A 13,677-nucleotide genomic window follows, 5' to 3' on the forward strand; every position below is an offset into this window, starting at 1 on the left:
CGGCTCAGCGAGCGTCGGCGACGCTCACGCGGCCGGGAATCAGCTTCAGCGCGCTGAACGCGTCGGCGATGTTCTGCTGATAGGCGAGCGTTGCGTCGCTGACCGGCTGCACGCCGTAGCCGGTGCGCTTCAGTGCGACTTCGAGCGTGGCCGTGTCGAGCCCGACGAGCGGCGACAGTTGCGCGGCGACTTCGCCGACATGATCGCGGCCCCAGCGATCGACCGCGTCGACTTCGTCGAGCAACGCGCGCAGGATCTGCGGCTGCGCGCGCGCGTACCGGCGCGCGGCGAGATAGTACTGCGTGTTGCGCACGAGCCCTTCGCCGTTCGCGACCACGCGCGCGCCGAGCTGACGCTCGGCGGCCGCGAGATACGGATCCCATATCACCCATGCGTCGACGTTGCGCTGCACGAATGCGGCGCGCGCGTCGGCGGGCGTCAGGAAAATCGGCTGGATGTCGGTGTATGGAATGCCCGCATGCTCGAGCGCCTTCACGAGCAGGTAGTGGACGTTCGAACCCTTGTTGAGCGCGACCTTCTTGCCGCGCAGCTGCGCGAGCGTCCGGATCGGCGAATCGGGCAGCACGACGATCGCTTCGCCGCGCGGCGCGGGCGGCTCGTTGCCGATGTAGACGAAGTCGACGCCGGCCGCCTGCGCGAAGATCGGCGGCGTCTCGCCGACCGTGCCGACGTCGATCGCGCCCGCGTTCAATCCTTCGAGCAGTTGCGGGCCGGCCGGAAACTCGAGCCACTCCACGGTCACGCCCTGGCTCGCGAGCCGCTTCTCGAGCGTGCCGCGCGCTTTCAGCACGACGAAGTTGCCGTATTTCTGGAAGCCGATGCGCAGCCGCGTGCCGCCCGCTTGTGCGCGGGCGGGCAGGCCGGCGAGCGGCCCGAGCGCGACGCCGGCGAGCGCGGCGGCGGTGCCTTGCAGCCACCGGCGGCGGCGCGTGCTTTGCGGCGGCGTGTCGAGGGTGTCGAGGGTGTCGGGCGGAAGGTCGTTCATCGAGGCGTCCTGCGGGCTGCGGCGAGTTCATGGGCTGCGCGGGAACGTGGCCCGGTTCAGACCGGGCGCGCACTGCCCCGCGCGCGACTCAGCACGATACGGCGGCCTGTCCGCCCGGCCAACCAACGAATCCGCATATGCAAATCAGCGACGCGACGATGCGTGCACGACGGCGCGGCGGGCCGTCGTCGCGGTCAATCGCTGCCGGCCGCGCTTTCCTCGATCGCATCGACGCGATCCGGATAGAACGCGAGATGGCCGCGAATCGCTTCGACGGCCGGATTCGGATGCTCGTAGGTCCATACCGCATTCGCGGCGCGCGCGCCGGCCGCCGGAATCGAGTAGTACGCGCAATCGCCCTTGTACGGGCAGTAGGTCGCATGGTCGGTGCGCTGCAGCAGCGACATGTCGGCATCGTCGCGCGGAATGTAGAGCACGGCCGGATAGCTCGCTTCGCGCAGCGCCAGTGCGCGGCGCGTATCGGCGACGACCTTGCCGCCCGCCTTGACGACGACGCGCGACGGATGCGGTTCGATCGTGATCGGATGGTCGGGGCCGGGCGACTTCACGGGGCGAGACGGGGTATCGGGGCTGATCGACATCGTGGTTCCTCCGGGAGACGGTGGGAGCGCCGCGTGGAAGCGAGCTGCGAGGATGTGCGCGGCGATGGCCGCGTCGGCCAACTGAGAGCATGCGCGCATTGCGCAAAAGCTGCAGCGGGATGCGGTTGGGGCAATGGACGTTCCCGAACTTTTTGGCGTAAATCCGTGCGCTGCACAATTACCGGCGCGAATTGCAATGCCGTTGAAAACAGGTGCGGAATTACCGCCGACGATCAGGTATCGGAAACAATATGCATCATCGTTAATATTCTTACGTCCGGCCCGGAACTGTCGGCATCGCGGCGGTTAAATAACGGTAAATAATTCGCGCCGATCCGCTTCGATAACCGTTTTTTCCATAAATCCATTCCGACACCGAATGATTTGAAATCGCCGAAAAAATTGTCCATGCCCTAGACGAAATAGCGTGATTCGCATCGTGCTGAATGCGCTCATGCAATCGACGCGCGCACGTCGCGCGTCGCAGCGATCGAAGGGATTCCGGGGGACGCCGACGGCCCGATACAGCGGCCGCAGCATGAGTCTTGAACGGGCGAATGTCGTGCGCCACCCGAAGCAGTGCAGCGCCAATATATCAACAGTCGATCAGCGGCCCGGTCATACGGAGGTTGTCATGCTGCAATACGTCAAGACCTTGTTGCGCGATGAACGGGGCGTCAGCTCGCTCGAACACGCGGTTCTGGCCGGCATCGTCGTGGTCGCGCTCGCGGCCGTCGGCACGGTGCTCAGCGGCAGCTCGGGGCTGTCGTCGATCTTCACGACGCTGATCAACAAGGTCTCGTCGCTGATCTGATCTCCTGAACCCACGCGTCGCCGACGAATACACGGCTCCGCGGCAGTAAGGCGGACCCGGACGCGGCGCGCCGACGGACGGTTCTCCGATGCTCTATCTCGTGCAAGCGGCGGCGACGCTCGTGCTGGCGTCGCTCGCGATGCAGGACGTGCGCGCGCGTCGCTTGTCGAATTGGCTGGTGTCGGCGTTCGCGGCGCTTTACTTCATCGCGGCTGCGCTCGTGCCGCACGCCTTCGCGCGACTGCCAGCACCGCCGCACGCACGCGGACGTCGCGCGTGCCGGCCCAGGCGACGCACGCGGCGGCGATCGCGATCGCGGCGACACCGGCGTGGGCCGCATAGGCCGCGTTCAACGGCACGCCGGCGAGCCGCAGCGCCGCGAACGGCGTCGGCGACACGAGCCAGAACACCACGCCGTGCTCGAGCACGATCGAGCGCGCGAGCCCCGCGCTCGCGACGAACAGGCGCAGCGATTCCGCGCCGCACACCAGCACGCTGAGCGCGACGAACGCGGCGCTGGCGAGCGCGGCCCACGCGAGGGTGCGCCACGCGCGGGCGGCGATCAGCACGAACGGGAACAGCAGCGCCATCTGCGGCTTCACCGACAGCAGCCCGATGCACAGGCCTGCCCACAATGGCCGGCGCTCGGCCCAATAGACGGCGAGCGCCGCGCACGACGCGGTGAGGAAGGCGTTCTGCCCGAGCGTCGCGGTGACGAACACGCACGGCGCGGCGACCAGCGCGAGTGCGCCCGCGCGCGACGCGCCGGCCACGGCGCCGAGGCCGGCCACCCGCCAGGCGGCGCAGCCGAGCACGCCGACGCCGAGCGCGACGAACAGCGGATAGGCGAGCGCGAACGGCAACAGCGCGAGCGGCGTGACGAGCAGCAGATAGGTCGGCGGATACAGCCACGGCGCGAACGCGCCGTGGCGAAGCGTGTCGAACAGCGTGGCCGACAGCCGGGAGAGCGCGGAGAAGTCGTACGCCTGCGCCGGCGAGCCGTGCAGCATCAGGTACGAGGCGGTCCAGAACACCGAGAAGTCGGCGCCGACGCGCGGCGGCACGCGCTCGGGGAACGCATGCGCGACCCACGCCCGGATCGTGACGAACAGCGCGGAGAACACCAGCATCACGATGCTGTACACGACCACGCGGCGCGGCCCCGTTCTACTTGAACGACGCCTTGCGCGCCGCGACGTTGCCGCCCGCGGGCATCGGCGTGCGGCGGCGCGCCGCGTGCGTGCGCTTGAGCGGGAATTGCAGCAGCGTCGACGCGGGCGCTGCGGCCGCCTCGCGCTCGGCGCGATAGCGTCGCCGCACGAGATAGACGGGGCGCTGCTTCGATTCGTGATAGACGCGGCCGAGGTATTCGCCGATCACGCCGATGCCGATCAGCTGAATCCCGCCGACGAACAGCACGACGGAAATCAGCGACGGGTAGCCGTGCACCGGGTTGCCGTACAGCAGCGTTCGCACGACGATGAACGCGCCATACAGCAGCGACAGCAGCGCGAACGTGACGCCCACGTAGGTCCATACGCGCAGCGGCACCGTGCTGAAGCTGGTGATGCCTTCGAGCGCGAAATTCCAGCGCCGCCAGCCGGAAAACTTCGAGCGGCCGCCGCTGCGCGGCGCGCGCGTGTACTCGACCATCGCGGTGCGAAAGCCGACCCTCGCGAACAGCCCCTTCATGAAGCGCCGCCGCTGCGGCAGCGCGCGCAGCGCAGCGACGACCTCGCGGTCCATCAGCCGGAAATCGCCGACGTTCTCCGGCATCTCGACCTCGGACAGCGCGTTGTGGACGCGATAGTAGAGCGCGGCCGCGGCGCGCCGCAGGTACGGATCGCACATGCGGTTGGTGCGCTTCGCGGCGACGACTTCGGCGCCGTCGCGCCAGCGTTCGATCATGGCGGGAATCAGCGCGGGCGGGTCCTGCAGGTCGGCGTCGATCAGGATCACCGCGGCGCCGCGGCCGCTTCGTCGAGGCCCGCGGTGAGCGCGGCTTCCTTGCCGAAGCGGCGGGTGAGATCGACGACCCGCACGCGCGAGTCGGCGGCGGCGATCGCGAGCAGCCGCTCGAGCGTGCGATCGCGGCTGCCGTCGTTGACGCAGACGATTTCGAACTGCACGCCGTCGACCAGACGCGAGGATCGGCAGCGTTTCGGCAAAGCACGGGCCGATCGCTTCTTCTTCGTCATGAAACGGCACGACGAGCGAGAGCAGCGGTTTCCTGGCGTGCGTCGGCACGCTGCGGCTCCCCAGAGATCCGGCCGGTGCGCTGCACCGTGAGGTTCGAATCGATATCTGCCGAACGGGTCCGAGCGCGCGCATTCGGCTGCGGCGCGGCGGCCCCCGCGGACCGGACGACAGGTGTTGAGTTCATTGTAGGAAGGATTCGCCGATTCGTAACATGTATCGGCGCAGGCGCAATGCGGCGCCTCGCGCTGCCCGACGGCGGAGCGATCGGCGCTACGATGGGCACTTTCGATGCCGAAGGAGGTGGCGATGCAGGTTCAGGAGCTGACCGGCGCCGCGCTCGATTTCTGGGTGGCGATGGCCCAGGCGCTCGACGCGCCGCGGGTCGATGCTGCGGGCTGTATGGTGATTCGCGAGCCGGGCGGCGCGCCGGCGCCGTATGCGCCGTCGTCCGCATGGGCGGACGGCGGGCCGCTGGTCGAGCGTCTGCCGTTCGGCGCGTTCGAGCGCGACGGCGGCCGCGGCGCGTGGCGCGCGGTACTGCATCGGGCCGTGCCTGCGGCCGGCGAGCGCTGCACGTTCAACCAGTCGGGGCCGACGCTGCTGGTGGCCGCGATGCGCACGCTGGTCGCGTCGACGTTCGGCGACGACGTGCCGGATCTCGACATGTCGAGGCCGCGCTGAACGTACGAGAAGCCGGTTACGCCGCCGACAGGTTGCGCACCGCGATCGACGCGACGTCGATGCGCTTCGGCAGGATCGCATCGGCGGCCGCGCGATCGGCGACGCGCTGCAGCACGTCGATGTCCGTGCCGCTCACGTCGCGTTGCGCGAGCGGCGCCCGGCGCACGATGTCGATGGCCGCGTCGCGCGGCAGCCGCGTGACCGACGCATAGACGCTCGCGTAATCGGCCGGATGCGCGAGCGCCCACTGGCCGGCGCGCGCGAACCGCGCGAGCACGTCGGCCAGCGCCGCGCGCTTGAGCCGGTCGTCGAGCGTGTCGACCGGCGACGTAAGGAACGCCAGCCCGGAATTGATGCCGCTGCCGTCGCGCACGACGCGCGCGCCGCGCCGCACCACGTGCCCGTAATACGGATCGAAGGTCGCCCAGATGCCGATCTGCTTCGCTTCGAACGCGGCGAACGCGTCGACCGGCAGCACGAAGCGCACGTCGACGTCGCGCGCCGCGAGGCCGTGTTCGCGCAGCGCGCCGTACAGCTGGTATTGCGAAATGCTGCCGCGCGCCGACGATACGACCACGGTGCGCCCCTTCAGGTCGGCGACGCTTCGCACCGGCGAATCGGGCTGCACGACGATGCCGAGCGACGTCGGCGAGCCGGCGCGCGTCGCGACGATGCGCAGCGCCGGATCGCCGAGCGCGGCCGTCAGCACGGGCAGGTCGCCGGCCGGCGCGAGATCGAGCGCACCCGCGCGCTGTGCTTCGAACAGCGGCGCGGCGCCCTGGAAATTCGCCCAGCGAAACCGGTACGGCACGCCGTCGAGCACGCGCGCGGCTTCGGCCAGTGCGCGCAGCCCGCCGGCCTGATCGCCGAGCACCAGCGTCACGTTCGACAGGTCGGCGCCGGCCGCGCGCGCGGGGAATGCGGCGGCGCAGGCGAACGGTGCGGCGGCCAGCGCGCTCGCGCGCAGCAGCATGCGGCGACGGGCCGGGGAGGCGGGCGAAGTCATCGGTATGCAATCCTCGGTAATCCGCGCGGCATGCACGGCTGACCGGCAGATTACGGAATCGGTTTCGCGCCGGCAAACATCGAATCGCGCAATGCTTATTCGCGCGAGAGCGGTGGTGCGCGGTGACGAGCCCGGCCGCTCGCGGCGCGTGCTCAGCCGGCCGCGGCGACGGTGCGCAGGAACGCGCGGACCGCGGGCGCCTTCTCGAAGCGGCGATGCGCGAGCGCGAGCTCCGACGTGATCGGCTTGCCGGCGAGCGGCCGGTATACGACGCCGGGCAGCGCCACGCAGCCGGCCAGCGCGTCCGGGATCACCGCGACGCAGCCGTTCACCGACACGCACGCGAGCACCGCGAGCAAGCCGCCCGGCCGCGCGTCGATCACCGGAGCGAAGCGGCCGCGCCGTGCGACTTCGAGCGTGCCGCCCTCCTGTTCGGGCACCGCGAAGCGCGCATCGGCAAGGTCGGCCGCGCGCAACGTCGGCATCGACGCATAGCGCGAGTCGGCCGGCACGGCGGCGACGAACACGTCGCGTTGCAGCGTCACGGTCCGCACGCCGCCCGGCAGCGGCAATGGCGGGCGTACGTATGCGAGGTCGAGCCGGCCGGCGTCGAGCTGCTTCGCGACGTCGTCCATCGGCACCTCGCGCAGGTTCAGGTCGATGCGCGGATGCGACGCGAGGAATGCGCCGACCGTGCGCTGCAGCGTGCCCGAATAGACGGCCGACGACACATAGCCGATCTCGATCCGGCCGACTTCGCCGCGCTCGGCCCGCAGCGCGAGCTCATGGCCGCGCTGCAGATGCTCGAACGCGGCGCGCGCCTCGGCGCCGAACGCCTCGCCGGCCGCCGTCAGCGTGACCGCGCGCCGCGAGCGGTCGAACAGCCGCACGCCGAGCAGTCGTTCGGCTTCCTGGATCTGTCGCGTGAGCGCGGGCGGGGCCATGTCGAGTGCGTCGGCCGCGCGTGCGAAATGCAGGTGCTCCGCGACGGCGAGGAACGCGCGGACATGGCGGAATTCGAGCGGATTCACGATTGCAATTTTCGTCAATCAAATGGCTCCGGTGTGTCAATGACGGGCAATGTGGGGCAAGCCTAGCATACGCGTCGTTGATCCCGTTTCGGAGCGCTCGATGCCGCAGCCGTCCCCCGTTTCCCCCATGTCCTCCGTTTCCCGCTCGGGCGGCGGCGCTGCCGCGCCTGCCGCCGCAACGCTCGCGGTTGCGTCCGCGACGTGCTCGCTGATCGTGCTCGACACGAACGTCGTGGCCGTATCGCTGCCGAGCATCGCGCGCGGCTTTCATGCGAGCTTCGCCGAGATCGAGTGGGTCGTCAGCGCCTACATGACCGCGTTCGCCGCGTGCCTGTTGCCGGCCGGCGGCCTCGCCGATCGTTTCGGGCGCAAGCGCATGCTGGCAGCCGGCCTCGCGTTGTTCGCGCTCGCATCGCTCGGGTGCGGCCTCGCCCCGTCGGCGGCGTGGCTGATCGCCGCGCGCGCCGTGAAGGGCGGTGGGGCCGCGATGCTGCTGACCGCTGCACTGGCGGTCATCGCGAACCGTTTCCCGGACGGACGCGAACGCGCGCGAGCGTGGGCGATCTGGGGGATGTGCATGGGCATCGCGACGGCGCTCGCGCCGCTCATCGGCGGGGCGATCACGCAATGGATCGGCTGGCGCTGGGTGTTCCTGCTGAACCTGCCCGCGTGCGCATTGCTCGCGGCAGGCGTGCGCGCGGCGATCGCGGAGTCGCGCGATCCGCATGCGACGCGCGTGGACGCGCCGGGCAGCCTGCTGTTCGGTGCGGCGCTCGCGTGCGCGATCGCGGCGCTGATCGGCGCGCCGTCGCACGGCTGGCTGACCGGCGCGACGCTCGGCCGCCTCGGGCTCGCCGCCGCGCTGTCGACCGCGTTCGTCGCCGTCGAGCGCCGCCACGCGCGGCCGATGGTCGACCTCGCGCTGTTCGGGCAGCCGCGCTTCGTCGGCGCGGTCGTCGCGATGTTCGGCTATGCGGCGTGCGCGCAAGTGATGATGACGTTCCTGCCGCTGTATCTGCAGAACGCGTTCGGGATGTCGGCGATCGACGCGGGGCTCGGCATGCTGCCGTTCGCGCTGGCGATGATCGTCGGGCCGTCGCTCGGCGCGAAGCTGGCCGCGCGCATGTCGTCCGGCGGCGTGCTGGCGGGCGGCCTCGCGCTGATCGGCGTCGGCAATCTCGCGACTGCGCTGCTGACGGCCGGCGCCGACTACCGGCTCGTTGCGCTCGGCATCTGCGTGACGGGCTGCGGCGCGGGCATCATGAACGGCGACACGCAGAAGGCGATCATCGCGTGCGTGCCGCGGAACCGCACGGGCATGGCATCGGGCATCAGCACGACCACGCGCTTCTCGGCGATCGTGACGGCGGTGGGCGTGCTCGGGGCGGTGCTGGCCGGCAGTACGCACGCGCAGCTCGTGCGACGGCTGTCCGCGATGCCGGACGTACGCGCGTTCGTCGATGCGCGGTTCATGTCGAGCCTGCTGGCAGGCGATCTCACGCAGGCGCTCGCACGCCTGCCGCCGACGGCCGCGCGCGTGCTGCACGACGTCGCGCCGGCGGCGTTCGCGGCCGGGTTTTCGACGGCACTGACGGTGAGCGGTGTGCTCGCGCTGGCTGGCGCTGCGGTCGCCTATTGGTTGCTCGTGCAACCGATGCGCGATGTGGGTGTGTGATGGGGCGGTTCTGGCTGGGTGATGTGGCGGGGTGACGTGGCGGTACGGTGCGTGCGGCAGCCGCGGTTGCGTTTCATGTTCGAGCGGGCTGCTCGTGAAGTCGTTCGATGGGGCGATGCGCAGGTGGTCAAATCGCGCGTCCGCGCGTGGCTATGTGGCATCGCGGTGCGTGCAGCGGCCCCGGCTGCGGCGCGTTGGACCAAGCTGCTCGCGAAGTCGTTCGATGCGCAGATGCACGACGCCTCCGTCATCGTACGGCGCAGCATTTGCATCGGTGATGGCGCCGCGCCGCGCGGACATCGCAGTCGCGTTCGTGGCGATGTCAGTCTTTACCGAGCGTTCGACGGCTGCCGCACGCGACGCGACGCGCGCGCGTCGGCACACCGGCCTCAGCGCGCCTTCATCGCGATCCGATGGGCGCGCGTCGCCGTGCGGCGCTCGGCTGCGGTGTCGCATCGCACTGCGTCGGTTGCCGGCGTCGACCGCGCCGCGCGGATTCGGCCGCCGCGCCGGCGAGCGGTGCGGCGGTGGACGTCGGCACACGCGCGGCGACGGCCGTGACGGCCGGCAGCGCGGCTTCTGCGTCGAGCCATGCGCGCGTCGCTTCGACGATCAGCCCGCGCAGCCATCGCACCGCGTCCGCGCAGGCGCCGGTTTCGTCCCAGGCCAGCCGGTACGTGATGTCGGGCGGTTGAGCCGGCAGCGCAACGGTGCCGAGCGGCAGCAGCTTCGCGTAGTGGCTCGCGAGCCGGTAGGTCGTGGTCAGGACCAGATCGGAGCGCACCAGCGCATGGGCGGCGAGTTCGAAATGCGGCAGCGTGACGACGATCCGCCGTCGCAGCCCGACGCGTTCCAGCTGACGATCGATCGCGCCGGACGCCTCCAGCCACGACGGCGTCGGACACAACTGCGGCGCTTGCGCGAATTCTTCCGCGGTCATCGCGCCGCGGCGCGCGAGCGGATGCGTCGCGCGCATCACGCAGACGATGCGGTCGTCGAACAACGCGTCGTGCCGGAGCCGCGACGGGTGCGCCGGGCGGTTGTCGATCACGACGTCCAGCGCGCCGTCGGCGAGTGCGCGCTGCGCATCGAAGCCGTCGCCGAGCGGATGGAACACGAGCTGCGCGTCGGGCGCGCGTTCGCGGAACAGCGCGACGAGCTTCGGCACGAACAGCACGTTCAGGTAGTCCGGGCAACCGATCCGATAGGTTCGCACCGACGTGCGTGCGGCGAAGCGCGGCTGCTGGTTCCGAATGAAGTCGATCACCCGCAGCGCGTTGCGCAGCGGATCGATCAGCTGCGCGCCGAACTCCGTCGGCACCATCCCGTAGCGACTGCGCACCAGCAGCGGATCGCCGAGCAGCGTGCGCAGGCGCTTGAGCGCGGCGCTCGTCGCGGGCTGCGACATGTTCAGCCGCACCGCCGCACGCGACACGGTGCGCTCGGTGAGCAGCACGAGCAGGATGCGCATCAGCCGCGCGTCGAGCAGGTCGAGCGCGCCGCCTGCGTCGCGGGTGTCGGCGATAGCGCCGTGCTTTGCCGGTGGGTTGCGCATGTCGCTATCCATGTCGCTATCCGTTCACGCGGTGCGTCGGCGTTCGAAGGTGCGCCAGCCGTCGAAGATGCACCGGCAGCCGACAGGCCGTCCGCGCGACATCGATGCGTGGCTGCGGCACGCCGCGATTCACGGCCGCTCGCGCAGTGGTAGTAGCGATCCGCCCCGCATCTGCGTTCGGCCATTCGGCGGCCGGTTCGCTGTCGGCGTCGGTTTTTCTGCGCATGCACGAGGCGGGTCCGCCGCGGCAAACCGCATGCGCATGTTCGCGCGTCGCCGCAAGCCTGGCGCGGCGTTCGATCGCTTCGACGCGGGTTTGCGGTCGCACGCGTTGTCTCCTTCCATGGCCGCGGCGTGCGCCGTGCGTGCAGCGCGGGCGGACCGCCGTGGACGTCATATGTCCCATTCGTCCGCGAGTATGGGCGGCCGTCGCCGCGATGGGAAATTAAATATTCGGCAGGCCGCCATTCAAAAAACGAATGATGCGCAGCGGTGACGGCACGCGAATTGCGAATGGGTCGGTTCCATCCATTCATCGACATCAAGCGGAGGTGTCATGCAGCGATATTCCATTCGTCACGTATCGCGGGCCGTCTTCGCCGGCATCCTGATCGCCGGCCTGGCGGCGGGGGCAGGCTGTCAGAAGAAGAGCGAAACCGACACGGGCGCCGGCGCCACGTCGGACGCGAGCGCCGTGGGCGGCATGTCGCCCGCGCCATCGACCGTACCGTCGGGCACGCCGAGCAGCGGCGCGGCGGGCGCCGACAGCGGCACGGCCGGCACCACGGGCGGGGCGGCCAGCATGCCGGGCGCGGCGTCGGGGACGACGGGCGCGAGCGGCGGCTGATCGCGGATCGCGGGGCGGCGCCTGGCGGCACGTGCAGCACCGCCCGCGCTGCGCCGCCGCAATGGCGGACTCCTGCGGCACGCGCGCTCTCGGGCGCGCGGCCGCGCTACGCATGTGTGAAAGATTTGCAAGGACCGTTGTAGCGATTCCCGGCGCCGATGGCGCTCGTCGCCCGGCCGATCGCAGCCGCCGGCTGGCGACGACGGCGGCCCATTCGGACCGCGCTGCAAGGTCCCGAACAAGGAGGTGCGATGCAGAACGCGGAATCGAACCCAACCCCGCAACAGCAGCGGGAGCAGATCAAGCAGAGCCCGGTGAAGACGCCCGCGGCCGGTGGCGACATGCCGGATGCGGCGACCCAGGCTGCCGAAGTGGCCAAACGGCCGCAGACGCCCGAATCGGTCGCGGGCAAAACGCCGACCGGCCTGCCGGACATCGACGTCGACGCGCATGCGGTCGACAGCGGCGACCCGGTGCGCCGCGCGGCCAGCCGGATCGTGACGATCGACAACGCGAACATGGCGGCCACCGACAACACGGTCGACGTCGACGGCAAGGGCATGGAGGCGCGCACCGGCGCCGATGAATGGCACGACAACGTGATCTATTCGAACGCGTCGCTCGACAACGCGGTGAACACGCCGGCCGACGGCCTCGGCGGCTTCGAAAGCCGTCCGGGCGGCAACATGCCGCTGATCGCCGCGCGGCCCGGCTGGCAGGTCACGTACGTCGGCGACGTCGACGTCGTGACCGAGCATGGCGCCGGCGCACGCGTCGAGCATGTGATTCGTTTCGAGCGCACCAGCAACTGACGGCGCGCCCGTCACGCGGCGGATCGCCGAACGGCGATCCGCCGCCATCATTTACTGCGGGCCGAGTTCCTGCGCCGACGTGTCCGCATCGTTGCCCTGGGCGACGAGCACGTGGATGTCGTTCGGCGTTACGTCACCGATACCGCCCGACGGGATCGTCACGAGCAGCCAGTCGGCGTTGTTGTTGATCGTCACCGGCGGAGTCGTCAGGATCGGCGATTTGCTGCCGGCAGTCGTGACGATCACCTGATAGCTGCCTCCGTTCAGATAGATCGAGTCCTGGCCCGTGGCAGGCGCCGCGTTCTGGTACGCCGCGCCGGAGAGCGTCGGGCTCTGCGTGTTGATGTCCGTCCCCGGCGGCACGACGTAGACGTCGACGTTCTGCGCGTTCGGCGACGCATTGAAGGCGCGTACGCGCGCCTTGTCCGACAGCAGGCCCTTGTCATACGGATCGTCGATCACCGAGATCGGCGACGACGTGCTGGGCAGCGCGACGGTCGTGTAGTGGTGGCCGTTGGCCGCGCTGAACGATTGCGACGCGACGGTGGCGTTGGTGCCCGAAATGTCGTAACTGGCGTTCTGCGTGCCCGAGTCGATGTCGTGATAACGGGTCACGCCCTTGTACGCGACGCCGGACGCATCGACTTTCGCGTTCAGGTAGTAGTCGAGGTTCGGGCCGGCCGGCACCGCGTTGATGAAGCGTGCCTGCGGCTTCGAGATGCCGAGCACGGTGCCGACGTCGTTGCCGTCTCCACCGCATGCCGTGAGCATGGTGATGACCGAGCACAGCGCCACTATCGTTCGAATGGATTTCATGTCGTCCTCTCGTTCAGGAGTTACCTGCTGGCGATGCGGTGTCGCCGCGCGGAGCATCGCGCGGGACGCAGCGCCTGGATTGAAGAATGATTGCTGTCCGCCAGAGCGGCGGCGCATGGATGCCGCAACGCGCGTGCCCGCACGGCGAGATGCGCGCGATCGCGCCGACGGTGGGAGCGTTGCGCACGACGCGCGATGCGCGTGATGCGCGTGATGCGCGAGCGCGCGATTCGCGGCACACGTTTGTAAAAAGAGCGATTCGGCGCCCTACGAGATGACGCTCTCATCGCGGCCGAATCCGCACATGCAGGAAAAGCGTTTAAAACGCAACTCGATTCATGAGAGCAATGCGCGTGGACGTAGTCGATGGCTACTTCTTGTTGGTTGCGTACGCATCGATCTGATTGGAGCAAACCATTGATGATGAGCGGTCAGCTGGACACGGGAGTTCGATGCGCATCCGCCGACGCACACGCGACATGCGGGCGACCTCAGCGGCGCTCGACATGCTGAACACGCTCGGGGCGCTGCACCTCCGACCGAATACCCGCGCATCGGAGCATCGTGCTCCATGCATGAACCTATGCATGTCCTGCCGAGCGATCGGCAGTGCATCGAGCAGCGCGCACAGTT

The 13,677-nt window shown here is 69.8% G+C and carries 11 protein-coding genes and 3 pseudogenes; 6 read left to right on the forward strand and 8 right to left on the reverse strand.

Annotated features, from left to right (window positions below; translation table 11 throughout):
* Positions 1-4: 4 nt before the first annotated feature.
* Complete coding sequence (locus tag MBR110_RS16965; protein WP_014725143.1) at positions 5-1,006, reverse strand: sulfonate ABC transporter substrate-binding protein; 1,002 nt, start codon at positions 1,004-1,006, stop codon at positions 5-7.
* A gap of 194 nt (positions 1,007-1,200) precedes the next feature.
* Entirely contained in the window at positions 1,201-1,608 is a 408-nt protein-coding gene (locus MBR110_RS16970; RefSeq protein ID WP_059580936.1) for a DUF427 domain-containing protein, read from the reverse strand.
* A gap of 634 nt (positions 1,609-2,242) precedes the next feature.
* On the opposite strand from MBR110_RS16970, the gene MBR110_RS16975 reads away from it, so the two are divergent.
* Positions 2,243-2,422: a Flp family type IVb pilin gene (locus MBR110_RS16975; RefSeq protein ID WP_181709429.1), complete on the forward strand. Its 180-nt coding sequence runs from the start codon at positions 2,243-2,245 to the stop codon at positions 2,420-2,422.
* Positions 2,423-2,658: 236 nt separating this feature from the next.
* Here the strand turns inward: MBR110_RS16975 and MBR110_RS16980 are convergent.
* A pseudogene (locus tag MBR110_RS16980) lies at positions 2,659-3,552 on the reverse strand (glycosyltransferase family 87 protein); the annotation flags it as partial.
* Between the two features lie 37 nt (positions 3,553-3,589).
* Positions 3,590-4,669 (reverse strand): annotated as a pseudogene (locus MBR110_RS16985) (glycosyltransferase family 2 protein).
* A 258-nt stretch (positions 4,670-4,927) separates the two neighbouring features.
* On the opposite strand from MBR110_RS16985, the gene MBR110_RS16990 reads away from it, so the two are divergent.
* The gene (locus MBR110_RS16990; protein WP_046422924.1) at positions 4,928-5,302 is read left to right on the forward strand and encodes a phage protein NinX family protein; all 375 of its coding nucleotides are present in this window, start codon (positions 4,928-4,930) and stop codon (positions 5,300-5,302) included.
* A 16-nt stretch (positions 5,303-5,318) separates the two neighbouring features.
* Here MBR110_RS16990 and MBR110_RS16995 read toward each other — a convergent pair whose 3' ends face one another.
* Positions 5,319-6,308, reverse strand: a complete 990-nt coding sequence (locus MBR110_RS16995) for an ABC transporter substrate-binding protein (protein ID WP_034193799.1) — start codon at positions 6,306-6,308, stop codon at positions 5,319-5,321.
* A gap of 152 nt (positions 6,309-6,460) precedes the next feature.
* A complete protein-coding gene (locus tag MBR110_RS17000; RefSeq protein WP_181709502.1) occupies positions 6,461-7,339 on the reverse strand; it encodes a LysR family transcriptional regulator in 879 nt (292 codons plus the stop codon).
* A gap of 100 nt (positions 7,340-7,439) precedes the next feature.
* On the opposite strand from MBR110_RS17000, the gene MBR110_RS17005 reads away from it, so the two are divergent.
* Complete coding sequence (locus tag MBR110_RS17005) at positions 7,440-9,014, forward strand: MFS transporter (RefSeq protein ID WP_181709430.1); 1,575 nt, start codon at positions 7,440-7,442, stop codon at positions 9,012-9,014.
* Between the two features lie 389 nt (positions 9,015-9,403).
* On the opposite strand, the pseudogene MBR110_RS17010 reads toward MBR110_RS17005, so the two are convergent.
* A pseudogene (locus MBR110_RS17010) lies at positions 9,404-10,569 on the reverse strand (LysR family transcriptional regulator).
* On the opposite strand from MBR110_RS17010, the gene MBR110_RS32145 reads away from it, so the two are divergent.
* The 3 genes from MBR110_RS32145 (at position 10,568) to MBR110_RS17030 (ending at position 12,228) form a co-directional block, all read left to right on the forward strand.
* Entirely contained in the window at positions 10,568-11,065 is a 498-nt protein-coding gene (locus MBR110_RS32145; protein WP_226097736.1) for a hypothetical protein, read from the forward strand. The pseudogene MBR110_RS17010 and the gene MBR110_RS32145 overlap by 2 nt on opposite strands.
* 60 nt (positions 11,066-11,125) lie before the next feature.
* Positions 11,126-11,416, forward strand: coding sequence for a hypothetical protein (locus MBR110_RS17025; protein WP_181709520.1), 291 nt, complete (start codon positions 11,126-11,128; stop codon positions 11,414-11,416).
* A 251-nt stretch (positions 11,417-11,667) separates the two neighbouring features.
* Positions 11,668-12,228, forward strand: coding sequence for a DUF3005 domain-containing protein (locus tag MBR110_RS17030; RefSeq protein WP_034193801.1), 561 nt, complete (start codon positions 11,668-11,670; stop codon positions 12,226-12,228).
* Between the two features lie 51 nt (positions 12,229-12,279).
* On the opposite strand, the gene MBR110_RS17035 is transcribed toward MBR110_RS17030, so the two are convergent.
* Positions 12,280-13,044 carry a DUF4397 domain-containing protein gene (locus MBR110_RS17035; protein WP_011881909.1) on the reverse strand — a complete coding sequence of 255 codons (765 nt, stop codon included), beginning with the start codon at positions 13,042-13,044 and terminating at the stop codon, positions 12,280-12,282.
* Between the last annotated feature and the right edge of the window lie 633 nt (positions 13,045-13,677).

This window comes from Burkholderia sp. MBR-1 (assembly GCF_013822785.1).
In the GTDB taxonomy this organism is placed as follows: domain Bacteria; phylum Pseudomonadota; class Gammaproteobacteria; order Burkholderiales; family Burkholderiaceae; genus Burkholderia; species Burkholderia vietnamiensis.

Coding starts and splice junctions, on each gene's coding strand:
- MBR110_RS16975 (WP_181709429.1), top strand. CDS start 2,243: ATGCTGCAATACGTCAAGACCTTGTTGCGCGATGAACGGGGCGTCAGC.
- MBR110_RS17030 (WP_034193801.1), top strand. CDS start 11,668: ATGCAGAACGCGGAATCGAACCCAACCCCGCAACAGCAGCGGGAGCAG.
- MBR110_RS17035 (WP_011881909.1), bottom strand. CDS start 13,044: ATGAAATCCATTCGAACGATAGTGGCGCTGTGCTCGGTCATCACCATG.
- MBR110_RS16970 (WP_059580936.1), bottom strand. CDS start 1,608: ATGTCGATCAGCCCCGATACCCCGTCTCGCCCCGTGAAGTCGCCCGGC.
- MBR110_RS17005 (WP_181709430.1), top strand. CDS start 7,440: ATGCCGCAGCCGTCCCCCGTTTCCCCCATGTCCTCCGTTTCCCGCTCG.
- MBR110_RS16965 (WP_014725143.1), bottom strand. CDS start 1,006: ATGAACGACCTTCCGCCCGACACCCTCGACACCCTCGACACGCCGCCG.
- MBR110_RS16995 (WP_034193799.1), bottom strand. CDS start 6,308: ATGACTTCGCCCGCCTCCCCGGCCCGTCGCCGCATGCTGCTGCGCGCG.
- MBR110_RS32145 (WP_226097736.1), top strand. CDS start 10,568: ATGTCGCTATCCATGTCGCTATCCGTTCACGCGGTGCGTCGGCGTTCG.
- MBR110_RS17025 (WP_181709520.1), top strand. CDS start 11,126: ATGCAGCGATATTCCATTCGTCACGTATCGCGGGCCGTCTTCGCCGGC.
- MBR110_RS16990 (WP_046422924.1), top strand. CDS start 4,928: ATGCAGGTTCAGGAGCTGACCGGCGCCGCGCTCGATTTCTGGGTGGCG.